Origin of the sequence: Lacrimispora xylanisolvens (assembly GCF_002934545.1) — a bacterium.
GTDB classification, from domain to species: Bacteria; Bacillota; Clostridia; order Lachnospirales; family Lachnospiraceae; genus Lacrimispora; species Lacrimispora xylanisolvens.
In genome coordinates this window covers 65655-87708 of sequence record NZ_PTJA01000017.1, presented here as the reverse complement: position 1 = coordinate 87708, position 22054 = coordinate 65655, and the positions used below count along the sequence as shown (strand labels likewise).

Here is a 22054-nt window from a genome sequence, read left to right as displayed (position 1 = left end):
TTGTGGAGATGAAAGAACGGGTTTTTTTTGAAGAATTTGACTCATTGTATTATTTTCATGGAGGCTCTGAAAACTGGGCCATGCAGGGGTTTCACTTTCACAACCAGTATGAAATTATTCTGTTTCTTACAGACGGAGCGTTGATGGAAGTTGGAAACCGCACGTACCATGTAAGATCGGGAGATTTATTTCTTATTAACAACAAGGAGTATCACCGCACCAGCGGTGCTGCGGGGAAAACCTATTACAGGTATGTCCTCATGTTTGAGCCGGAGCTGTTAAGTCAGATGGCAGAGGTGTTTCATTACGACTTCTCCCGCTTTTTTGAGAACCGGCCTGATCCATTTCTGCATCGTCTTCATCTGTGCGGGGAGAATCTTCAGAAAGTAGAAAAACTGTTTGAGAAAATAGAGCAGGGCATTCATTCCCAGAATCGAGATAGGGCTGAATCAACGGTGAGAATCAAGCTTTCCATACTGGAGCTGATTGCATCCATTAATGAAATGTACCAGTTTTTTATGGAAAGGGAGAAAAATAAACCGACTCAGGAATTTGTAGAAAAACCGGAAGAGGAATTCAAAGATCCCGTTCTTTACCGGGACAGGATTGAACAGTTAAAGAAGTATATTGCTTCTCACGTGGAAGAACGACTGGATTTAAATGAGATTTCCAGCCGGTTTTATATGAACCGTTATTATTTAAGCCACTATTTTAAAAAGGAGACGGGCTTTTCCCTGACCCAGTATGTGGCAAACCAGAAAATCATTGCGGCAAAGGCTCTGTTAAAGGAAGGACATTCTGTTACCGATGTTGCGCTGGCACTTTCCTATAACAGTGACAGCCATTTTATCTCTGTATTTAAGAAAATGACTGGAATTACACCGAAAAAGTACGCCCAGTCAAAAGAGAGCAAAAAAGAATGATTTCATGTCTGAAATATGAGGTTTTTGTATTGCTGCAAATGTTAAAATGAATGTACTAAATCACAAAGGAGAGGTATTTATGAAAAAAATGGTATCGTGGCTGCTTATGGGGGCATTGGCGCTTGGAACCTTAACCGGTTGTTCTGGTGGGGGGAAAGCAGAGAGTAAGGAGAAAAAGCTTGAAGTAGTCTGGTTCAGCGACAACAAGGAAGGCGAATCTTTCATGAAGCTGGCAGATGCGTATATGAAAGAGCATCCAGACATCAAAATCGAGCTGATTGAAGTTCCTTACTCAGATCTGGAAAGCAAGATTAAGAACATGATTAATGGTAAGGAAGCTCCGGCAATTGCCAGACTCACCAATTTAGGGCCGTTTCAGAACCAGCTGGTTGATCTGGGACAATACGTATCAAACAAAGATGAATTTGTAAACAGCTTCGGGGAAGGCTTAAAATTTGTATTTGATGATAAGGTGCTGGCTGCGCCTATGGATGTAACTGCCAACGGACTTATTTATAATAAAACAGCTTTTGAGAAGGCTGGTGTTGCTGTACCCCAGTCCGAGGATGAGATCTGGACATGGGATGAGTGGAAGACAGCCATGAAAACCGTAATGGAAAAAGGCGGCTGCAAATACGGTCTGGTATATGATAAGTCCCCGCAGCGGTTTACAACCCTTCTTTACCAGGCAGGAGGCGGTCTTTTAAATAAGGACCTCAATGCTTCCGATTTTAATACCGAAGAAAATAAACATGCCATACAATTTTTTAAAGATCTTCATGACGAGGAAATCGTTCCCTCCTCTGTATGGCTTGGATCAGAAAATCCAAACAACTTATTCCGTACCGGTCAGGTGGCAATGCATTTTTCCGGAAGCTGGATGATCGCCAATTACAAAGATCAGATCACGGACTTTGACTGGGGTGTAACCTATCTTCCTAAAGAAGCAATGCGTTCTTCCGTACCAGGAGGAAAGTATCTGGCTGCATTCCAGAACACCGGAGTGGAAAAGGAAGCAGCAGAATTCATTGAATGGATCTCTAAGGCTGAGAACAATGCAAAGTACTGTGAAGAGAACAGCTACTTATCTCAGGTAAAAGGAAATGAGAGTTTAAACTATGCCTTTGGAAAAGAATATTTTAATATATTTTCTAAGGAACTGGCCGCAACCTCATCACGTCCCGGATCAGAGTGGGGGTATCAGGCCTTGACCGGAGCAGTTCAGGGCGATCTTCGCGACAAGCTGGTGGAAGTTCTTGCAGGTAAGCTGACAGTTGATCAGTATACCGAAGAAATGGATGGTCTGATTAACGAAAAGCTGAAAGAACTGAAATAATTACAAAATAAAAAAATTTGGACTGCCGTAAAATATCATTACAGCGGTCCATTTTTTTGCAATGATATCTAAAAAAGAAAACCTTGACAAAAAAAAACAATATGTATATAATAATTAGGCGTGCATAAACGCGTCATGTTTTTGTGCGTAAATTAAGCTGAAGATGACAGCAACCACAGACAATATCACAGGAGGTGAATGGAATGCCAACATTTAATCAGTTAGTAAGAAAGGGCAGACAAACAGGCGTTAAGAAATCCACAGCACCAGCTCTGCAGAAGGGTTACAACTCTTTACAGAAGAAGGCGACTGACATTTCTGCTCCTCAGAAGAGAGGCGTTTGTACAGCAGTAAAAACTGCAACCCCTAAGAAACCTAACTCTGCTCTCAGAAAGATCGCCAGAGTTCGTCTTTCAAACGGAATCGAAGTAACAAGCTACATCCCAGGTGAGGGTCACAACCTTCAGGAGCATAGCGTTGTTTTAATTCGCGGCGGTAGAGTAAAAGATTTACCAGGTACCAGATATCATATCGTCAGAGGTACACTGGATACTGCAGGAGTAGCGAACAGAAGACAGGCTCGTTCCAAATACGGTGCTAAGAGACCTAAAGAGAAAAAATAATTAATACCACACATTTGAAATTCTAGTGCCGGACTTTAGATATTGAACCTGTAGGTTGCAGGATTATATAGATAGAAACCGAGCGCGAACGCAACTTCAATGTTTGTGAGTACCGAGGATCTAATGAATAGCTGTTTATTCGTATGAAAAGACGGCGATATTAAGGAGGGAAGTAACGTGCCACGTAAAGGACATACTCAAAAAAGAGACGTATTAGCAGACCCGCTTTACAATAACAAGGTTGTTACTAAGTTAATTAACAACATTATGTTAGATGGTAAAAGAGGTGTTGCTCAGAAGATCGTATACGGTGCATTCGGCCGTATCGAAGCAAAAGCCGGCAAACCAGCCGTTGAAGTCTTCGAAGAAGCGATGAACAACATTATGCCTGTACTTGAGGTAAAGGCAAAACGTATCGGTGGAGCTACTTATCAGGTACCGATCGAAGTTAAACCAGAAAGAAGACAGGCATTGGCCCTGAGATGGATTACTCTTTACTCACGTAAAAGAGGAGAGAAGACTCAGGAAGAGAGACTGGCAAATGAGCTCCTTGATGCTGCTAACAACACCGGTGCAGCTGTAAAGAAGAAAGAAGATATGCACAAGATGGCTGAAGCAAACAAGGCATTTGCTCACTACAGATTCTAATAGGAGGAAAAAGCTTTGGCTGGAAGAGAATATCCATTGGAAAGAACCAGAAATATTGGTATTATGGCCCATATTGATGCAGGTAAGACTACATTAACCGAGCGTATCCTCTATTATACTGGTGTAAACTACAAAATCGGTGATACTCATGAAGGTACTGCAACCATGGACTGGATGGAGCAGGAACAGGAAAGAGGTATCACAATTACTTCAGCAGCTACAACATGCCACTGGACCATGCACGAGAACACCAAGGTTAAACCAGGTGCGTTAGAGCATCGTATCAATATCATTGATACTCCAGGACACGTTGACTTTACTGTTGAGGTTGAGCGCTCCCTTCGAGTGCTTGACGGTGCAGTTGGCGTATTCTGTGCTAAGGGCGGTGTTGAACCACAGTCCGAGAACGTATGGCGTCAGGCTGATACCTACAACGTACCCCGTATGGCATTCATCAACAAGATGGATATCATGGGTGCAAACTTTTTCGGTGCAGTAGAGCAGATCAAGACTCGTCTTGGTAAGAATGCAATCTGCATCCAGCTTCCTATCGGAGCAGAAGATGAATTCAAGGGAATTATCGATCTGTTTGAGATGAAAGCTTATATCTACAACGATGACAAGGGTGATGACATCACCGTTACTGATATCCCTGAGGATATGAAAGACGATGCTGAACTTTACCATGGAGAGTTAGTAGAGAAGATCTGCGAATTAGACGATGATCTGATGATGCAGTTCTTAGAGGGTGAAGAGCCTTCTACTGAAGAATTAAAGAAAGGTTTAAGAGCTGCAACCTGTGACTGTAGAGCCATCCCTGTATGCTGCGGAAGCGCATACAGAAACAAAGGCGTTCAGAGACTCCTTGATGCAATTCTTGAATTTATGCCAGCTCCTACAGACATTCCTTCTATTAAGGGTGTTGATATGGATGGCAATGAAATTGAACGTCATTCTTCTGATGAAGAACCGTTCTCAGCACTTGCATTTAAGATCATGACTGACCCGTTCGTTGGAAAGCTTGCGTTCTTCCGTGTATACTCCGGTGTTATGAATTCCGGTTCTTATGTACTGAATGCAACAAAAGGCAAAAAAGAGCGTGTTGGACGTATCCTTCAGATGCATGCTAACAAGAGAAGCGAGTTAGAAAAAGTATATTCTGGTGATATCGCAGCAGCTGTTGGTTTTAAATTTACCACAACTGGTGATACCATCTGTGATGAACAGCATCCGGTAATTCTTGAATCCATGGAATTCCCAGAGCCAGTTATCGATATCGCGATCGAGCCAAAGACCAAAGCTGGTCAGGGCAAGATGGGCGAAGCTTTGGCAAAGCTTGCTGAAGAAGATCCTACATTCCGTGCAAAGACCAACCAGGAAACTGGTCAGGTTATCATTTCCGGTATGGGTGAGCTTCACCTTGAGATCATCGTTGACCGTCTGCTTCGTGAGTTTAACGTAGAAGCAAACGTAGGTGCTCCTCAGGTTGCTTACAAAGAAACCTTTACAAAGCCAGTTGATGTTGACAGCAAGTATGCAAAACAGTCTGGTGGACGTGGTCAGTACGGTCACTGTAAGGTTCGCTTTGAGCCTATGGATGCCAACGGCGAAGAACTGTTCAAGTTCGAATCAGCTGTTGTCGGCGGTTCTATTCCAAAAGAATACATTCCTGCAGTTGGGGAAGGTATTGAGGAAGCAACCAAAGCTGGTATTCTTGGCGGATTCCCTGTAGTAGGTGTTAAAGCTACTGTATACGACGGTTCTTACCATGAAGTCGATTCCAGTGAAATGGCATTCCACATTGCCGGTTCTATGGCATTTAAGGATGCGATGAACAAGGGCGGTTCCATTCTTCTTGAACCGATCATGAAAGTGGAAGTAACTATGCCGGAAGATTATATGGGCGACGTTATCGGTGATATCAACTCCCGTCGTGGCCGTATCGAAGGTATGGAAGATATCGGCGGCGGTAAGATGATCAAAGCATACGTTCCGCTTTCCGAGATGTTTGGTTATTCCACAGATTTACGATCCAGAACACAGGGTCGTGGTAACTTCTCTATGTTCTTTGAGAAATATGAGCAGGTACCGAAGAATATCCAGGAAAAAGTTCTTACAGAGAAAAAGGGCAAATAATTCCTAACAGGTTCCACTGGATTCCGGGCTGTGAAGTCCGCCCGGAATCCCTCAAATAGGCTTGAAAATAGTGCACAAATAGCATATAATAAAAAACAGCCTAACATAAAATGATAGCTCTAAATGAGCATAAATTAAGGAGGACGTTATAAAATGGCTAAAGCTAAGTTTGAAAGAAACAAAACCCATTGTAACATCGGTACCATCGGTCACGTTGACCACGGTAAAACAACTTTAACAGCTGCTATCACAAAGACACTTCATGAGAGATTAGGTACTGGACAGGCAGTAGCTTTCGAGAACATCGATAAGGCTCCAGAAGAGAGAGAGCGTGGAATCACTATCTCTACTTCTCACGTTGAGTATGAGACAGAGAAAAGACACTATGCACACGTTGACTGCCCAGGACATGCTGACTACGTTAAGAACATGATCACTGGTGCTGCTCAGATGGATGGCGCTATCTTAGTTGTAGCTGCTACCGATGGTGTTATGGCTCAGACAAGAGAGCACATCCTGCTTTCTCGTCAGGTAGGCGTTCCTTACATCGTTGTATTCATGAACAAATGTGATATGGTTGACGATGCTGAGTTACTTGAGTTAGTAGACATGGAAATCCGTGAGCTGTTAAACGAGTATGAATTCCCAGGCGATGATACACCAATCATCCAGGGTTCTGCTTTAAAGGCTCTTGAAGATCCTTCAAGCGTTTGGGGCGATAAAGTTCTTGAATTAATGGCAGCAGTTGACAGCTGGGTTCCAGATCCAGTTCGTGAAACAGATAAGCCATTCTTAATGCCTATCGAGGACGTTTTCTCAATCACAGGTCGTGGTACTGTTGCTACTGGTAGAGTAGAGCGTGGTACATTACATGTATCTGACGAAGTTGAAATCATCGGTATCCATGAAGAAACACGTAAAGTTGTTGTAACTGGTATCGAAATGTTCCGTAAGTTACTTGACGAAGCTCAGGCTGGTGATAACATCGGTGCATTACTTCGTGGTGTTCAGAGAACTGAAATCGAAAGAGGACAGTGTCTTGTTAAACCAGGTTCTGTAAAATGCCATAAGAAATTTACAGCTCAGGTTTACGTTCTGACAAAAGATGAAGGTGGACGTCATACTCCTTTCTTCAACAACTACAGACCTCAGTTCTACTTCAGAACAACTGACGTTACTGGTGTTTGCGATTTACCAGCTGGCACAGAGATGTGTATGCCTGGTGATAACGTAGAAATGTCTGTTGAACTTATTCACCCAATCGCTATGGAGCAGGGTCTTCGTTTCGCTATTCGTGAAGGCGGACGTACTGTAGGTTCAGGTAGAGTTGCTACTATCATCGAATAATTAAATTTAAAAGCCGGGCCCTTTGTTTATAAGGGTTTCGGCTTTTTTTTTCTTATTAAGAGCCATTAGAAGATGTACGTATTTACTCCCCCCTTAAGGTTTTATTACAAATACGTAATAAAAACGTTATTGTAAAAATGAGGGAAATTAGGTATCATGGTAGGGTATCTGAAAATGACTGCATGGAGGGAATGCGAAGATGAAAAAAATAAAATTAGGCAGAGTCTTTACCGGACTTTTGGCGGCTGGATTTTTATGCTGTGCCTCTGCTTTTGTTTCGTTAGCGGATGAAGTGTTTTCCGATGATCAGGCTGTGATTCAGTCTTGTCTCGTTAATTCTGATTTAACCAGCGTAACAGTTAAAGTTTCAAATCATGCACCAGCAGAGGGAACGGATGGTGTGCTTTATCTGGTAGAGCTTCAGCCCTATCAAAACAGCCTGGAAGGAAGAACTGATTATGCAGCAAAAGCATCTTTGGGAGATTCAGCCGCATTCACTTTTTCATTAAACCGCAACACATTACAGGATCGACTCTACAGCAGATTTGTTGTGGCAGTCTGGGATGGAAACAAGTACATACCTGTGAGCAAGCCTCATTACATAACAAATCCGGAGGCAGTGGCAGCAAATAAAAGCAAATTCAATGATCCTCTTACCAAAAAGGGCTTAAACATTGAACTTAACATGCTGGGAGACGCATTTGAACTTGGAGTGAAGCACGTTGCAACGAATATATCATTCCATCAGATTCTGGGTCAGGGAATTGATTATCAGTATGATGGCAAGACGTATCATTTTGATGCTAATGTTATTAAGGGTTATGACGATACCATTAGTGCTCTGTCTGGAAAAGGCATGACTGTAACTGCAATTATTTTAAATGGCTGGAATCCGGCAACACCGGATCTGATTTATCCTGGCACGAAGAAAAGTTCCAATGCATTTTATTACTTATTCAATACTGCAACACCCGAAGGCTTTGAACAGACAAGAGCCATTGCGTCATTTCTGGCAGAACGTTATAACGGCTCCAATCCTAATCATGGGAAGATATCCAACTGGATTATTGGAAATGAAATTAACAATCAGCAGTGGAACTATGTAGGGGCAAGGGATTTAACCAGTTATGTCCAGGCATACCAGAATGCGTTCCGTGTGTTCTACACTGCAATTAAAAGCACCAGTGCCAACGACCGGGTTTATTATTCCCTGGATTATAACTGGAATAATGAGATTGATAATAAGCTGAAATACGGCGGCAGACAGATCGTGGATACATTTAATTCCATTGCAAACCAGCAGGGACAGATGGACTGGGGATTATCTTATCACCCATATCCGTGTCCTATGACAGAGCCGGAATTCTGGGATGATGATAAAACCGGGTTGATTAAGAATGATTTTAATTCTCCGGTAATTAATTTTAAGAATTTAACCACTCTGACAGATTATATGGCTCAGGACGGTCTGAAATCGCCTACTGGACAGGTAAGACATATTATTCTGACGGAACAGGGATTTACAGCAAAAACCCAGTCAGGGCAGGATGTATCCCAGGTACAGGCTGCGGCATATGCTTACTCTTATTACATGGTTGACAGTAACCCTTATATCGATGCTTACATCTTAAGCCGTCAGGTTGACGCTCCTCTGGAAGTAAGAAGCGGTCTTGCCTTCGGACTTTGGGCTTGTGATATGAATAAGGGTGACGATATTGTGGCAACGAAACGACGCAAGATCTGGCAGGTGTTCCATGATATCGATAAGAAAAAGAGCACTCTGGAGACCACGGAGTTTGCTAAATCCATTATTGGAATACAGAAATGGTCCGACGTGGTTCCAAATTTCAAATGGAGATCATTAGAGAAATAAATTGAAGGTTGTCATGAGAATTCATGACAGCCTTTTGGCGTATATCTTAACAATTATGAAACACAAGAGTGACTGCAAATATATTATACTATAACAAGTCATACACAATGGATTTGCTGAATCCAGATATATTCATCTATAATTTTTACACAAAGGAGAACATATGGAAATTACTACCATACTGGGCGTTATAGTCGGCGTTATAGCTGTTGTTGGCGCGATGATTTTTAAACACATTGATTTTGCAGTACTTTTAAATCCTGCAGCATTTTTTGTTATTATTGTTGGAACGATTGCCACAATATTAAATTCTTTTCCAGGAGAGAATGTTAAAGTCATCGGCTCTTTATTCAAGGTGTTGTTTACAAAGAAGAAAGGCCAATCAGAAGCTGAAATGATAGAACTGATGTATGAACTGGCGAAGAAAGCACGTTCAGAAGGCTTATTATCCCTGGAGGCAAAGGCGGAAGAGCTGGAAGATCCATTTTTAAAGAAAGGTATCCGTTTACTTGTTGATGGAACTGGCGAAGAGGTAATCGAGGACATTCTGGAATCGGAAATCAGTGCCATGGAAAAACGCCATGAAATTAATGCCAGCATCTTTTCGTCTGCCGGTACCTATGCGCCTACCCTGGGTGTATTGGGTGCGGTTTTTGGTTTGATTGCTGCCATGTCCTCAATCAATGATACGGAACGAATGGCGGAAGCGATTGCTGCCGCGTTTATCGCAACCATACTTGGTATTTTTACCGGATATGTTTTATGGAATCCATTTGCAAAAAAACTGAAAGTGAAAAGCCAGCAGGAAGTTATGGCGAAAGAGATCATCCTAAAAGGTATTATATCCATGCAGCACGGGGATTCTCCCTTCGTACTCAGGGAAAAATTACTTGCTTGTCTTCCTAAATATAAGCAGAAAAAGATTGAAGCACAGCAGAATAAAAAGGAATAGGGTGATTACATATGTCAAAAAAGAGAGAGCAGGCACATCAGGAAGAGGAAGCTGGAGAGGCATGGCTTTTGCCGTATTCAGATTTGATGACGTTGCTGCTGGCAGTTTTCATCGTTCTTTTTGCTGTCAGCAAAATTGATGCCCAAAAAGCGCAGCAGATTTCTCAGGAATTTTCCTCTTCTATGATGAACAAAGAATATAATGGTCAGGGTTCCGGTTCTGGATCTGGATCGGGGGGATCCGGCCCTATTTCCAATAGTTCACCCTCTGATGCTACCCCCGCGGGGGGACCATTAAATATAGAGACAGAGAGCGAGCTGGAAAGCTTTTTAGGCGAATATGAATTGAAGAAGCTTGAGACCTTAAAAAAAGAAATTGATACCAAATTACATGATGATGGTATGGATCAGTCAGCGTCTACTATGATTGACATGCGAGGTCTTGTAATCAGATTAAACAATGCAATATTTTTCGATTCGGGTAGTGCACAAATAAAAAAACAAAGCGAAGAAACTCTGATGGAAGTAGCTAATCTTCTGAATACAGTTGATAACTATATACGAATTGAGGGACATACTGATAATGTGCCTATTAAACACAGTTCATATCCATCTAACTGGGAGTTATCAACTGCGAGGGCTGTAAATGTAGTGAAACTTTTTATTGATAAAGAAAGCTTTTCTCCCAATAAGCTTATTGCAGTAGGGTATGGGGAATATAAACCGGTTGCAGATAATTCCACTGATGAAGGAAGAGCTAAAAACAGACGTATTGATATTATTATTCTGAGTTCAAAGTACAATAATCTGGAAGAACAGCTTGTAAAGTAGATTGTACACATATTAAATAAAAAACTGTGCGGAATTCATCCGCACAGTTTTTTGCTATTTCCAGGTGAGAGCACTGTAAGCGTCCAAAAGACCACCGCTTGCAGTTTTGCCAGATAGGGTATCCAGTTTTCTGCTGGAGCTTAAAATGATATTTTTCACGTCTCCTAAGTTAATGTCAGTCCGATAAGAATAGAGCATGGCTGCAACGCCTGTCACCATAGGTGCAGCCATTGAGGTGCCACTCATATATCCATATGAGTTATCCGGAATGGTGCTTAAGATATAGGTGCCGGGGGCTGCGATATCCACACTTGCAGCTCCGTAATTGGAATCCTTGCTCAGTGTTCCGTCAAATAAGATGTTAGCCACAGATATAATATTATCATATGGAAGAGAGGCGGGATAAACAGGGTAAACATCTGTATTATAACCAAGGCCTGATACTCCTCCGTTGCCACAGGAGACTACAAAAAGCATATGAGAGTTCTTCATTGTCTGGGCAAGTTCTTCGCTGTATCCAGTTGTTCCCATACTGAGATTACAGATGGAAGCTCCTTTTTCCTCAGCATATTTAATCGCTTTAATGACAGCGTCAGGGGAACCAACCCCTTCTTTTCCTCCCAGCGCTTTTAATGGCATGATTTTTACATAATTATTATCGGTAATGCCGGCGATTCCATAGGAACCTCTGGATGCACTGATGGTTCCGGCAGCATGGGTACCGTGACTGTCTTCACTGCCAGAAAAGACTTTATTATTGTTTGAATAGAAGTTCCAGCCGTGAATATCATCTACATAACCATTGCCATCGTTGTCAAGACCGTCTCCGTCAATCTCTCCCGGGTTGGTCCAGATCGCATTACGCAGTTCCTGATGATTGATATCAATACCAGTATCAATGATTGCTACAATAACAGACCGTTTGTTTTGTGCCTGATCATAGAGTGCCCACGCCGGTTGAATGTTAATGTCGATTCCCGAAACAGCATGAGTCACTTTCGATTCATAGTTTCCAGGTCCAGGTTTTGGGATGGATAAGTTTCCTCCGTTGTTGACTTCGCTGTACAGGTTATCTACGTACTTAAATTTCTGTACCAGTTCAATGAGACGAAATTCTCCGTCATTTTTTAACCCCCACTGATAAGTGGAAAATTCATCAGAGGGCGAGAGGTTGTTAAGCCCTGGACCAAGTGCCATGACATGTAAGTCTTGTCCCTGATCTTTTGATGATATATGAAGCGGTTCTACTGATGCGCCTGAAGTGTCGTCCAGGGGATTCAGCCAGAGTGAATACCCAGCAAGCAGGATTGCCAGGGACAGACATGCAGCGCGGATTATCTTTTTCATAATTTCTTACTCCTTATAAAATAAACTGTCTTAACGATTTCCTTATTATATCATAAACCCTACGCTGATTGCTGGAAAATTATGTGAAAATAATATTAATTTTTATTATGAAACAGCCCGGCGTCATGCCGGGCTGCAATCAAAATCATTCTTCTTCGTCTATTTGGATATATTCCGTACCTGTATTACTGGTTTCCTGGTTGTCCTGAGCTTCCTTTAATGCCGTTCTTCTTGCCAGCTCAGCATTGGCCTCCGCCTGCGTAATGGTTCCCTTATCAACAAGCTTACTAATTTCTTCTTCTGTCAGGCCGGTTAAAACAGTAGAGGAGCCTGAAGCTTCTGTTGAAGCGGCTTCTGTTACATTGGAATCTTTTGGTGGAGGCGGTCCCTGCATTTTTTGCTGATATGCCCTTCCTTCCTGGCTGATTTCAATGGTGTCCACACGTTGTGAGGTGCCTGAAACCGTTTTTGCTGCAGCAGCATCTGTTACCGTTTGGGAAGCTGTGATCTGTGCGCTTTCTGCAGCTGCCTGTTCTGCCGCTTTCTTTTCTTTTTCCTTCTGCAGCTGAAGCTCTTGCAGCTGGTCGTAGGAAGAAGAACCTGATAATCCTGATATTTCCATTCCCATTTCCTCCTTAGTATAAATTACAGTAGAAGTATATCATTTACTTGTGTTCACTGACTGAAATTAGCCTGAAAAACAAAAATTTAATTGCTTGATCTTTTTCATCTGTGATATGATTACTTTGCACAGAAAGGGGATAAACAGATATGGATAAGGCAGTTGTTTACAACCGTTTGGCGGGAGGGCTCATTGTATCCTGCCAGGCTCTTAAGGATGAACCTCTTTACAGCTCTTATATTATGTCCCGCATGGCATATGCGGCAAAAGAAGGCGGTGCAGTCGGAATACGGGCAAACTCCATATCCGATATCCGGGAAATAAAAAAAACAGTTGATCTGCCTGTGATAGGCATTATTAAACAGAAGTATGAGGGGTATGAAACAGTCATAACTCCTACCAGGCTGGAAGTGGAAGCCCTGGTTTTGGAGGGAGTGGAAATTATCGCTCTGGACTGTACTATAAGACCCCATCCATCTGAGAAAAACTTAGAGGATTTTATATATAAGATCAGGGATAAATTTCCAGATCAGCTTCTCATGGCAGACTGTTCAAATTATGCAGAAGGAATGGCTGCCGCACGTCTGGGAATGGACTTTATTGGCACTACTCTCAGTGGATATACGGATTATACACGGAACAGACAGCTTCCGGATGTGGAACTGATTGAACAGCTTTCCAGGGATTGCGGGAAGCCTGTGATAGCAGAGGGGGGGATTAAAACCCCTGATCAGCTTGCGTCTGCCTTCAAGGCAGGGGCGTGGGCAGCAGTAGTGGGAAGTGCGATTACAAGACCAAGAGAGATAACACGGGAATTTATTCAGGGTGCCGGGTGCCGAACCCAGGAATTTAAAGAGTATAAACAAAAGGGAGAGTCAGAGTGATGAAAGGCGATTTTTTGACCAGGATCCGGGCCGAGTATAATCAATTTACGAAAGCCGAGCGGAAGGTGGCAGATTACATTCTGCTGAATTACAGAGAGGTGCTGTTTCTGTCTATTACGGATCTGGCAGAAGCGTGTGAGGTAGGGGATACTACAGTATTTCGTTTTTGCAAAACCCTGGAATTAAAAGGGTATCAGGAGTTTAAAATGCTGCTGTCTTTAAGTCTCCACGATGAGACTACAGGTCAGGGGCGTTTAGAAGGAGACATCAGCCTGAAGGATTCTTTTGCTGAAGTTTCAAGAAAAGTGCTTAATACCAATATGAGTGCGCTGGAAGAGACCTATTCTCTTTTAAATGAGGAGAACTTTGATCAGGTTATCCGGTATCTTCATGAAGCAAAGAGAATTTGCTTTTTTGGTGTTGGAGCAAGCATGCTTTCTGCCATGAAGGCAGCAAATAAATTTCTTAGAATCGAACCCAAGGTGTCCTGTGTGTCAGATTCCCATATGCAGGCCATGGTGGCTTCCATGATGGGGGAGGGGGAGGCAGCCGTTATATTTTCCTATTCAGGCGCTACGAAAGATACCATTCATGTGGCGGAGCTTGCAAAAAAAGCAGGAGCGACGACAATTTGCATTACCCGGTTTGTTAAGTCGCCCCTTACCTCTTTTTCAGATGTAACCCTGCTTTGCGGGGCAAATGAAGGACCGCTGCAGGGAGGGTCCACATCCTCAGAGATCAGCCAGCTTTTTTTAATTGATTTGATGTATACAGAATATTACAGAAGATATTTTGATATTTGCAATCAGGTGAATGAAAGAGTCTCCGCATCAGTATTGGATAAAATGTGCTGACAGGAACAGTTCAAGGTTTTTTCAAGGATCAGGTGTTAATCTGTCATTGATGGAAACAAACTCCCTTTTTATTTAAGTAAATAGCATTACTGAAATGGGCCGGTACTTCCGGTCCTTTTTTCATACCCATTTCACACAATTAACATAGAAAGTTCAATAAATCGTCATTGAATTTCGATTTAATAAAAGTAAATAGTAAACGAAAAGGAGAAAAGTATGAGGATACTTCTGGTAGAGGATGAAACCTCACTGTCTGCAGCGGTTGCAGAAATATTAAGGCGAAACCGGTATGAGGTTGATGCAGCCTATGATGGAGAAGAAGCGATCCATTTTGGAGAAACCGGTATTTACGATGTTATACTGCTGGATATTATGCTTCCTGGGAAAGATGGTCTCTCTGTTCTTCGCCAGCTGAGAAAAAGCGGGATACAATCCTCCGTACTGCTTCTTACTGCAAAGTCCGAAGTTGAGGATCGGATTGCGGGGCTTGATACTGGTGCAGATGACTATCTTGCCAAACCTTTTGCCATGGGAGAGCTTATGGCCAGAATCAGAGCTTTAGGAAGAAGAACGGGACAATTTACCGGAGATATATTGCGATATGGAGATTTAGAATTAGACCGGAATACCAGCGAACTTTGCTGCGGGGAGCGTCGTGTAAAACTGGGGGTGAAGGAATATCACACAATGGAAATTCTTTTCACAAACAGCCGGCAGATAATAACGAAGGAATTGTTTGCAGAGAAAGTCTGGGGATACGCAAATGAGGCGGAGTACAATCAGGTAGAAGTATACATATCCTTTCTCAGAAAAAAAATGACATATCTGGAATGTGACACATCAATAAAGACCATTCGTGGCAGGGGATACAGGCTGGAGGAACAGGCGATATGATTAAAAGGCTGAGATATCAATTTATTCTTATCTCTATGTCCAGCGTAGGCGTAATTTTTTGCTTTATGCTTTTTGCAATCAATATTTCCATGACAGTAAGCATGAGAAAGGATGCCGTATTTACGCTGCAGCGGGTGATAGAAAACCAGGAACAGGAGCCTTCTCTGAAAAAGGGAGACATAATTGGTAAGAAGGTACCTCGTATTTCCAATCTAAAAAGAACCACTGTCGCTAAATTAAATAATGACGGTCAGATTACAGCCATTATTGATAATGGGAATAAGAACTTATCAAGGGATGAAATCCAGCAGCTGACGGAAGAAATATATAAAACTGGAAAAGAAAATGGGATGGTGCAGGAAAACCAGTTTCTTCTGCATAAAACCTCTTATGGCTATATCCTTGCATTTATGGATTGTTCTCACGAGCTTGAGAACACCAGGCGTCTGGTAAATATTTGTCTGGTCATTGGCATACTGGCAGTGGGAATTTTAATGGTAACAGTTATCTTTCTATCAAATTTGGTTGTCAATCCCATTGAAGAGGGATTTCAAAGACAAAAGCAGTTTGTGGCAGATGCCAGCCATGAATTGAAAACGCCTTTAACCGTGATATCAGCCAATGTAAGTGTACTTGAGGATATGTATGGAGAGAACCAGTGGACTTCCTATGTACAGACAGAGATTGAACGGATGAGCCGTCTGATCAATGATATGCTGAAGCTGGTCAGAATGGAGCAGCCGGCTGTAACCTATTCCGGAGAATCTTTTGATTTTAGTAAAATGGCTATGGAGGTATTGCTTCCATATGAATGTCTGGCTTATGAACAGGGAAAGCAGTTTATGTATGAAGTGGAACCTGGACTTAAAATTAATGGTGACCGGGATTTATTAACTCAAATGCTCCATATTTTTGTGGATAATGCATTTAAATATTCGGAAGCCGGAGGTGAAGTGAAAGTCACTGTAAAGAAGCTTAAAAAGAAAATCAGCATTAAGGTCTATAATACCGGAGAGGGCATTTCTGAAAAAGCCAGGAAGCAGATTTTTCAGCGGTTTTACAGAGAAGAAGACTCCCATAACAGAAGAACGGAAGGGTATGGTCTGGGATTATCCATTGCGCAAACAATATTAGATCTTTATCATGGTAAAGTCAATGTGATGAGTGACGGACAAACCTATGCATCTTTTGAAATTCAATTATAACTTCAAGGTATTTTCAAGGTAATAAGTCTAAGATGTACACATCAGTCTCAAATAAGAGCTGACAAAACGTATAACAAACAAAAAGGAGTGTGCATCTTATGAAGAAAAATCACTGTGCTGCTGCAGGTCTGTCGGCAGTGTTTCTTACCCTTGGTGCTGCAATGACCACAATGGCAGCTGAAACAGGTTGGATCAATGAAAATGATAACTGGGTATACTTAGACTCTGATGGAAGTAAGGTCACTTCCAGCTGGAAAAAGTCAGGAGATAACTGGTATTATCTAAATTCTGACGGAGAAGTGGAAAAGAATGCCTGGATTGATGATACCTATTATGTAAATGAAGACGGCGTTATGCAGATGAACCAATGGGTCCATTCCGATGAGGATGACTCACCTTCTGGTGAGGAAGGCTGGTATTATCTGGGAACAGCCGGTAAGATAGTTACAGATAGCTGGAAACAGATTAACAATGAATATTATTACTTTGATGATGATGGCCGAATGGGAACTGGCTGGCACTTTGAGGATGATTCGGCCTATTATCTGGGAGATGATAATGACGGCGCAAGAAAACAGGGGTGGCTGTGTCTGGAGTATGAAAGCGATAATGAACCTGAGGAAGGTGATGTCAGTGAAACGACAGCCTCTGGTGATGGTTCAGAATGGTTCTACTTTCAGTCAAACGGAAAAATGGTAAAATCCTCAGACGGATACACTTCCAAAACCATTAATGGCTCAAAATTCTATTTTGATGAAAAAGGAATTATGCAAAGTGGCTGGGTGGCAGTTGCCAGTGCTGCCAGTGCAGATTCTACCGGGATCAGCAAGTTTAAGTATTTTGGAGATGAGAATGATGGAGCCATGGCAACTGGCTGGAAGTATCTGACCGATCACCCGTCTGACTCAGATGACAAAAGCGATATAACAGAAGGAACTGATACTCCTGAAGAAGGTGATGGATACTGGTACTATTTTGATACAAGCGGTGTCCCGAAATATTTAGCTCAAAATTCCGATACCCTTACATCAGCCACTGTAAGAATTAATGGGAGTTCCTATTTCTTTGATCAATATGGCTGTATGCAGTCAGGATTGATTGGTTTTGAATTTGGTGATACGGAATATTCCTCCTACTTTGGAAACAGTGACAGTGACGGTAAAATGAAGACTGGAAAGCAGACAGGTGTCTATGACGGAGATGATGACACAGGTACTTATTACTTCAATACTTCAGGAAGCTATAAGGGAGGTGGATATACAGGAGTAAAGGATGATTACCTCTATTATAAAGGGAAGCTGGTGGAAGCTGACGAAGACAGTGATTATCAGGTGTTCTGCATAAATGTAAGCGGAACAGATACTTATTATCTGGTTAATGAGTCAGGGAAGGTTCAGACATCCAATAAGAAATATAAGTCCGATGGTGAGTATAAGTATCAGTACAGCAGTGGAACCATCTATCTGATTGATTCAGACGGAGAGAATCCCACAGAGGTTACAGCCTCGGATTGTGCAGCGCTGCCTAATGTTTCGTTTGATGCTGAATATACATTTGAATAGCTTGCTTATTAATAGTACAGAGAAAAAGATCAATGGGCTGGACCTGCTGATCTTTTTCTTATTTTTATTCTGTTTCATGGTAAACAAGGATTGATAGAACTTCATTTTGTGTGATAAAATAATAGATATGCTTTGTGAGGAGGACCCAATGGAAGAAAAATATTTTCGTAATAAAATTGTCTGGTTTACATTTCTTTTCAGTATCCTGGTGATTTGGGTTCATTCATATAATGCGGTTCTATTTTTAGGAAAAACCGGTTTAGGCTACCGGATTGACTGGTTGGAACGATTCTGGGGAGATACAGTGGCACAAATTTCAGTTCCCGGATTTTTTTTGATTTCTTCTTATTTATTCTTTCGTGGATTTACACTAAAGCAGATTTGGGTAAAATGGAAATCCAGGATACGAAGCATTTTAGTTCCTTATATTATATGGAACTCTCTTTATTATCTTGGATATGCTGTCGGCAGCAGAATCCCTTTTATTTCTACCATAATTGGTAAGGGCAGAATTCCCTTAAATGGAAAGGAAGCCGTTCAGGCAGTGCTTTTTTATTCTTATAATTATGTTTTCTGGTATTTGCACCAGTTGATCCTGCTGGTTTTTCTGGCACCGGTTATCTACATTGCCATGAGGAAAAAAACCGTTGGCAGGCTGGTACTGGCAGGAATTCTCGGTTCTATTTATCTGGGCGGCGCACTTCCTTTCTTAAACCTGGATGCCCTGTTTTATTATTCGTTTGGGGCATATGCGGCTTTGCATGGGAAAGCGATTGCAGAGAATTCATTTAGCCGCCGGGGTATTGCCGCCGGGGCAGTTCTCTTTCTTGCCGCCTGCCTGGTAGTAATCATTGACATTCCCGGTAATGTTAAGGGGGAAATTGCGGCATCCACTGTATGCTTCCGTCTTTTGATGCCTGTGAGCCTGTGGCTGATGGTTCCAGGCAGATATTTAAAAGAAGCGGGTAACTGGATGAAACAAAATTTCTTTCTGTATGCCACGCATTTTTCCGTTGTAAGGTTAATTAATAAAACGGGAGCATTGCTGCTCCCGCCTATTCCGGCTATTTCTCTCGGCCTTTATATCATTATGCCGGTTTTTTGTATTCTTTTCAGCTGCGCTGTGGGTTCCTTTTTAAGAAAATATCTTCCCCAGCTCTGGTTCCTTCTGAATGGAGGACGTTGATCTCAATGATACTAAGTACGGTCAGCAGACCATCTTCCGGAAGCTCCGCATGGAAGGATAAGTCCAGAACTTTTCACTGGGAGTCCAACTTCATCAGACTGAACACTTCCGCCGAATTTGCTGGTGATCTCCGTGGAAATCATATAAGACAATACAGACGGAGCCAGTCCTGTTGTATAGGAGTTGATAAGGAAGAATAACGGGGTGTCAGATAAGAGCTGGGAACAAAGCTTTACGAAGGGATAAATGGAATCTTCGATCTTCCAGATCTCCCCTTTTGGTCCCCTGCCATAAGACGGAGGATCCATAATAATGGCATCATAATGGTTGCCTCTTCTGATTTCCCGTTCAACAAATTTTACACAGTCATCCACGATCCACCGGATGGAGGCAGATTCAAGCCCTGATGAGCGGGCATTTTCCTTGGCCCAGCCCACCATGCCTTTCGAAGCGTCCACATGAGTAACCTGAGCTCCTGCCTGAGCAGCAGCCAGAGTTGCTCCGCCTGTGTAAGCAAATAAATTCAGCACTTTCACTGGTCGTCCAGCCTTTTTTATCTTATCACTAAACCAGTCCCAGTTTGCGGCCTGTTCCGGAAAGAGTCCGGTATGTTTAAAGCTGAAGGGCTTTAACTGAAAGGTTAATTCCTTATAGCTGATGGTCCACTGTTCCGGCAGATGAAAGAATTCCCATTCCCCGCCGCCTTTTGCACTGCGGTGGTAATGGCCGTTCATTTTTGTCCAGCCGGTTTCTTTCTTCGGGGTAGACCAGATGACCTGAGGGTCAGGACGAACCAGAAGGTAGTTGCCCCACCGTTCTAATTTTTCCCCCTCAGAACAATCTATCACTTCATAATCTTTCCAGCCGTCTGCAATCCACATACTTGATGCCGCCTTTCTTTCTATATAAATACAATTATTTTATCTTTATGATTCTATGATTATACTGGATGGAGCTTTTAGCGTCAAGGTGATTCACACCTTGTCTGATGGTTCTATATATTATAGTATAATGCTAAGTAAAGAGGTGTAAGACTTATGGGCTGTTTCCGGATGGGATTTTCTTTCGGTTGCTGTGGATGCAATTGCTGGTGCAACTGGCGGGGATGTAACGGCTGCGGCTGGATCTGCAGTAACGGCTGTAATCGATGCTGCAATAACCGGTGCTGCAGAAGGTGCGGATCATGCAGAGGTTGCAATAATTGCTGCAGGAGAAATAACTGCTGCAGATAAACTGCATTTTAAATAGATCAGATAAACTGGCAGTGACGGAGGGGGTTAATTAAAATCCACGCCGGCACTGCCTTTTTCAGCCCGTTTTATGGGATTTTAATACAGCAATAATTTTGTAATAGAATTGAAAGATTAAAACAGTTGAATAATCTTAGATTAATTGTTAAAATAAATTATAGTAAAAAAGGAAATCCCTGTAAGGAGTGAAGATATGAAAAGAAAAGGTCTCATTGTACTGGCAGCAGCTGCCATGCTGACAGTCGGAGCTTCATCTTTGGACGCATGGGCGGCCGAGGGGTGGGCACAGGCGGGAAGTACCTGGGTGTATTATGATTCAAGCGGCGGCAAAGTAAGCAACACCTGGAAAAAAGGTGCGGATAATTTGTGGAGATATTTAAACAGCAATGGTGAGATGGCAGTCAACACCTGGGTTGAGAACACTTATTATATGGATTCCAACGGAATTCTTGTAACGGATAAATGGATGAAGTTCAAGGATTCGGGAAGCAGTGATTATAAGTGGTATTATTTTGGCAGCAGTGGGAAAGCGATTATGGACAACTGGTCTAAAATCGACAATAAGTGGTACTACTTTGATTCCAATGGTGAGATGCAGACAGGCTGGATCCTTGATGACATGTATTATACCGGAGCAGACGGAGTTATGAAGACAGGCTGGCAGAAGCTTTATCCGCCGGACAGCAACGACGAAGGCCGTGTTACACCTGGAGATACCGATGACGGAAAAAACTGGTACTATTTTAGTGAGAACGGTAAAAAGTATGTACCAAAGGATTTCTCCGGAGATTATGGCACTTATAAGATTGACGGAACTGCTTACTGCTTCGATGACAGGGGTGCACTTCAGACTGGCTGGAAGAAAGTCGGAGTTGATAATGCAGAATATGAAATCCAGAATTATAAATATTATAACACCAATGGAAAGCTGCAGGAAGGCTGGTTTTCCACAGAGCCGCCACATGATATAAGCGGATATGAAGAAAGCGTGGAGTGGTTTTATTTTTCCAGTACGGGAATTCCAAAAGCCGGTCCGAAAGAAGGAGAGGCAAGTACATCCAACCTGGTGAAGATAAAAGATAAGACATATCTGTTTAATGAACTGGGTGTTCCTGTATATGGACTTCAGAAGATCAGAATAGGAAGCAGCTCTGAGTATACGGCATTCTATTTCGGAGATAAGAAGACCAGCAGCATGCAAAAGGGAAAAGTCAAGGTAACGGAAGGTGACGGAAACGATAGTACCTATTATTTCAGTGACAGCGGAAGAGGGTATACCGGCGTTAAGGATGGTTATCTCTACTACATGGGAAAACTTCAGTGTGCAGACGAGGGCAACAAATATGAGCCCATCTCCATTCCTACAGGAAGTACCAGAACTACATATGTTGTTAGTACATCAGGTAAGGTGTCCAAGAGTACAACGGTAAAAAGTGCAGATGGTGTGAAATATAAGACAGGAAGCAACGGTACACTGTTAAAAGTAGATGAGGAAAACCCCTCTGGGAATGAAGGGAAAGAACCTTCGGAACCAGCCTGGAAGTGAATAAATTCCATAAAAAAGCGCAGAATCTGAGAAAAA

At 42.4% G+C, this 22054-nt stretch carries 20 protein-coding genes; 17 read left to right on the top strand and 3 right to left on the bottom strand.

What is annotated here, in order from left to right; genetic code table 11:
* Positions 1-8 precede the first annotated feature (8 nt).
* From BXY41_RS24350 to BXY41_RS24310, 9 genes are all read left to right on the top strand, one after another.
* Positions 9-923: an AraC family transcriptional regulator gene (locus BXY41_RS24350; RefSeq protein ID WP_104439502.1), complete on the top strand. Its 915-nt coding sequence runs from the start codon at positions 9-11 to the stop codon at positions 921-923.
* Positions 924-1002: 79 nt separating this feature from the next.
* On the top strand, positions 1003-2259 hold the full coding sequence (locus BXY41_RS24345; protein WP_104439476.1) for an ABC transporter substrate-binding protein: 1257 nt from the start codon (positions 1003-1005) through the stop codon (positions 2257-2259).
* A gap of 203 nt (positions 2260-2462) precedes the next feature.
* Complete coding sequence (gene rpsL / locus BXY41_RS24340) at positions 2463-2882, top strand: 30S ribosomal protein S12 (protein WP_104439475.1); 420 nt, start codon at positions 2463-2465, stop codon at positions 2880-2882.
* 177 nt (positions 2883-3059) lie between these two features.
* Entirely contained in the window at positions 3060-3530 is a 471-nt protein-coding gene (gene rpsG / locus BXY41_RS24335) for a 30S ribosomal protein S7 (RefSeq protein WP_097002557.1), read from the top strand.
* A 15-nt stretch (positions 3531-3545) separates the two neighbouring features.
* The gene (gene fusA, locus BXY41_RS24330) at positions 3546-5666 is read left to right on the top strand and encodes an elongation factor G (protein WP_104439474.1); all 2121 of its coding nucleotides are present in this window, start codon (positions 3546-3548) and stop codon (positions 5664-5666) included.
* Between the two features lie 153 nt (positions 5667-5819).
* Positions 5820-7013 (top strand): elongation factor Tu, encoded by a 1194-nt coding sequence (gene tuf / locus BXY41_RS24325; RefSeq protein ID WP_104439473.1) that lies wholly within the window; start codon positions 5820-5822, stop codon positions 7011-7013.
* Positions 7014-7212: 199 nt separating this feature from the next.
* Entirely contained in the window at positions 7213-8886 is a 1674-nt protein-coding gene (locus tag BXY41_RS24320; protein WP_104439472.1) for a DUF5722 domain-containing protein, read from the top strand.
* Between the two features lie 163 nt (positions 8887-9049).
* The gene (gene motA / locus BXY41_RS24315) at positions 9050-9838 is read left to right on the top strand and encodes a flagellar motor stator protein MotA (RefSeq protein WP_104439471.1); all 789 of its coding nucleotides are present in this window, start codon (positions 9050-9052) and stop codon (positions 9836-9838) included.
* An 11-nt stretch (positions 9839-9849) separates the two neighbouring features.
* On the top strand, positions 9850-10668 hold the full coding sequence (locus BXY41_RS24310) for an OmpA family protein (RefSeq protein WP_104439470.1): 819 nt from the start codon (positions 9850-9852) through the stop codon (positions 10666-10668).
* 54 nt (positions 10669-10722) lie between these two features.
* On the opposite strand, the gene BXY41_RS24305 is transcribed toward BXY41_RS24310, so the two are convergent.
* Both BXY41_RS24305 and BXY41_RS24300 read right to left on the bottom strand, forming a co-directional pair.
* Entirely contained in the window at positions 10723-12015 is a 1293-nt protein-coding gene (locus BXY41_RS24305) for a S8 family peptidase (RefSeq protein ID WP_104439469.1), read from the bottom strand.
* A 145-nt stretch (positions 12016-12160) separates the two neighbouring features.
* Entirely contained in the window at positions 12161-12637 is a 477-nt protein-coding gene (locus BXY41_RS24300) for a hypothetical protein (RefSeq protein WP_104439468.1), read from the bottom strand.
* A 149-nt stretch (positions 12638-12786) separates the two neighbouring features.
* Here BXY41_RS24300 and BXY41_RS24295 point away from each other — a divergent pair, with 149 nt between their 5' ends.
* The 6 genes from BXY41_RS24295 (at position 12787) to BXY41_RS24270 (ending at position 19222) form a co-directional block, all read left to right on the top strand.
* Positions 12787-13521, top strand: coding sequence for an N-acetylmannosamine-6-phosphate 2-epimerase (locus BXY41_RS24295; RefSeq protein ID WP_104439467.1), 735 nt, complete (start codon positions 12787-12789; stop codon positions 13519-13521).
* The gene (locus BXY41_RS24290) at positions 13521-14375 is read left to right on the top strand and encodes a MurR/RpiR family transcriptional regulator (RefSeq protein ID WP_104439466.1); all 855 of its coding nucleotides are present in this window, start codon (positions 13521-13523) and stop codon (positions 14373-14375) included. The genes BXY41_RS24295 and BXY41_RS24290 overlap by 1 nt, the downstream gene beginning before the upstream one ends.
* A 216-nt stretch (positions 14376-14591) precedes the next feature.
* Positions 14592-15269: a response regulator transcription factor gene (locus BXY41_RS24285; protein WP_104439465.1), complete on the top strand. Its 678-nt coding sequence runs from the start codon at positions 14592-14594 to the stop codon at positions 15267-15269.
* On the top strand, positions 15266-16474 hold the full coding sequence (locus BXY41_RS24280; RefSeq protein WP_104439464.1) for a sensor histidine kinase: 1209 nt from the start codon (positions 15266-15268) through the stop codon (positions 16472-16474). Before BXY41_RS24285 ends, BXY41_RS24280 begins: the two co-directional genes overlap by 4 nt.
* Positions 16475-16572: 98 nt before the next feature.
* Positions 16573-18036: a cell wall-binding protein gene (locus BXY41_RS24275; RefSeq protein WP_104439463.1), complete on the top strand. Its 1464-nt coding sequence runs from the start codon at positions 16573-16575 to the stop codon at positions 18034-18036.
* Positions 18037-18184: 148 nt separating this feature from the next.
* A complete protein-coding gene (locus BXY41_RS24270) occupies positions 18185-19222 on the top strand; it encodes an acyltransferase family protein (RefSeq protein WP_104439462.1) in 1038 nt (345 codons plus the stop codon).
* A gap of 11 nt (positions 19223-19233) precedes the next feature.
* Here BXY41_RS24270 and BXY41_RS24265 read toward each other — a convergent pair whose 3' ends face one another.
* Complete coding sequence (locus tag BXY41_RS24265) at positions 19234-20103, bottom strand: class I SAM-dependent methyltransferase (RefSeq protein WP_104439461.1); 870 nt, start codon at positions 20101-20103, stop codon at positions 19234-19236.
* A gap of 193 nt (positions 20104-20296) precedes the next feature.
* Between BXY41_RS24265 and BXY41_RS26920 the strand changes: the two genes are divergently transcribed.
* Together BXY41_RS26920 and BXY41_RS24260 are read left to right on the top strand one after the other, a co-directional pair.
* On the top strand, positions 20297-20470 hold the full coding sequence (locus BXY41_RS26920; RefSeq protein WP_170072584.1) for a hypothetical protein: 174 nt from the start codon (positions 20297-20299) through the stop codon (positions 20468-20470).
* 195 nt (positions 20471-20665) lie between these two features.
* Entirely contained in the window at positions 20666-22018 is a 1353-nt protein-coding gene (locus tag BXY41_RS24260; protein ID WP_104439460.1) for a PspC-like choline-binding domain-containing protein, read from the top strand.
* Positions 22019-22054 lie beyond the last annotated feature (36 nt).

What these genes read in the sequence shown, in the direction of transcription:
- BXY41_RS24350 (WP_104439502.1), top strand. Translation starts at nt 9, where the DNA reads ATGAAAGAACGGGTTTTTTTTGAAGAATTTGACTCATTGTATTATTTT.
- BXY41_RS24345 (WP_104439476.1), top strand. Translation starts at nt 1,003, where the DNA reads ATGAAAAAAATGGTATCGTGGCTGCTTATGGGGGCATTGGCGCTTGGA.
- rpsL (WP_104439475.1), top strand. Translation starts at nt 2,463, where the DNA reads ATGCCAACATTTAATCAGTTAGTAAGAAAGGGCAGACAAACAGGCGTT.
- tuf (WP_104439473.1), top strand. Translation starts at nt 5,820, where the DNA reads ATGGCTAAAGCTAAGTTTGAAAGAAACAAAACCCATTGTAACATCGGT.
- BXY41_RS24320 (WP_104439472.1), top strand. Translation starts at nt 7,213, where the DNA reads ATGAAAAAAATAAAATTAGGCAGAGTCTTTACCGGACTTTTGGCGGCT.
- motA (WP_104439471.1), top strand. Translation starts at nt 9,050, where the DNA reads ATGGAAATTACTACCATACTGGGCGTTATAGTCGGCGTTATAGCTGTT.
- BXY41_RS24310 (WP_104439470.1), top strand. Translation starts at nt 9,850, where the DNA reads ATGTCAAAAAAGAGAGAGCAGGCACATCAGGAAGAGGAAGCTGGAGAG.
- BXY41_RS24305 (WP_104439469.1), bottom strand. Translation starts at nt 12,015, where the DNA reads ATGAAAAAGATAATCCGCGCTGCATGTCTGTCCCTGGCAATCCTGCTT.
- BXY41_RS24300 (WP_104439468.1), bottom strand. Translation starts at nt 12,637, where the DNA reads ATGGAAATATCAGGATTATCAGGTTCTTCTTCCTACGACCAGCTGCAA.
- BXY41_RS24295 (WP_104439467.1), top strand. Translation starts at nt 12,787, where the DNA reads ATGGATAAGGCAGTTGTTTACAACCGTTTGGCGGGAGGGCTCATTGTA.
- BXY41_RS24290 (WP_104439466.1), top strand. Translation starts at nt 13,521, where the DNA reads ATGAAAGGCGATTTTTTGACCAGGATCCGGGCCGAGTATAATCAATTT.
- BXY41_RS24285 (WP_104439465.1), top strand. Translation starts at nt 14,592, where the DNA reads ATGAGGATACTTCTGGTAGAGGATGAAACCTCACTGTCTGCAGCGGTT.
- BXY41_RS24280 (WP_104439464.1), top strand. Translation starts at nt 15,266, where the DNA reads ATGATTAAAAGGCTGAGATATCAATTTATTCTTATCTCTATGTCCAGC.
- BXY41_RS24275 (WP_104439463.1), top strand. Translation starts at nt 16,573, where the DNA reads ATGAAGAAAAATCACTGTGCTGCTGCAGGTCTGTCGGCAGTGTTTCTT.
- BXY41_RS24270 (WP_104439462.1), top strand. Translation starts at nt 18,185, where the DNA reads ATGGAAGAAAAATATTTTCGTAATAAAATTGTCTGGTTTACATTTCTT.
- BXY41_RS24265 (WP_104439461.1), bottom strand. Translation starts at nt 20,103, where the DNA reads ATGTGGATTGCAGACGGCTGGAAAGATTATGAAGTGATAGATTGTTCT.
- BXY41_RS24260 (WP_104439460.1), top strand. Translation starts at nt 20,666, where the DNA reads ATGAAAAGAAAAGGTCTCATTGTACTGGCAGCAGCTGCCATGCTGACA.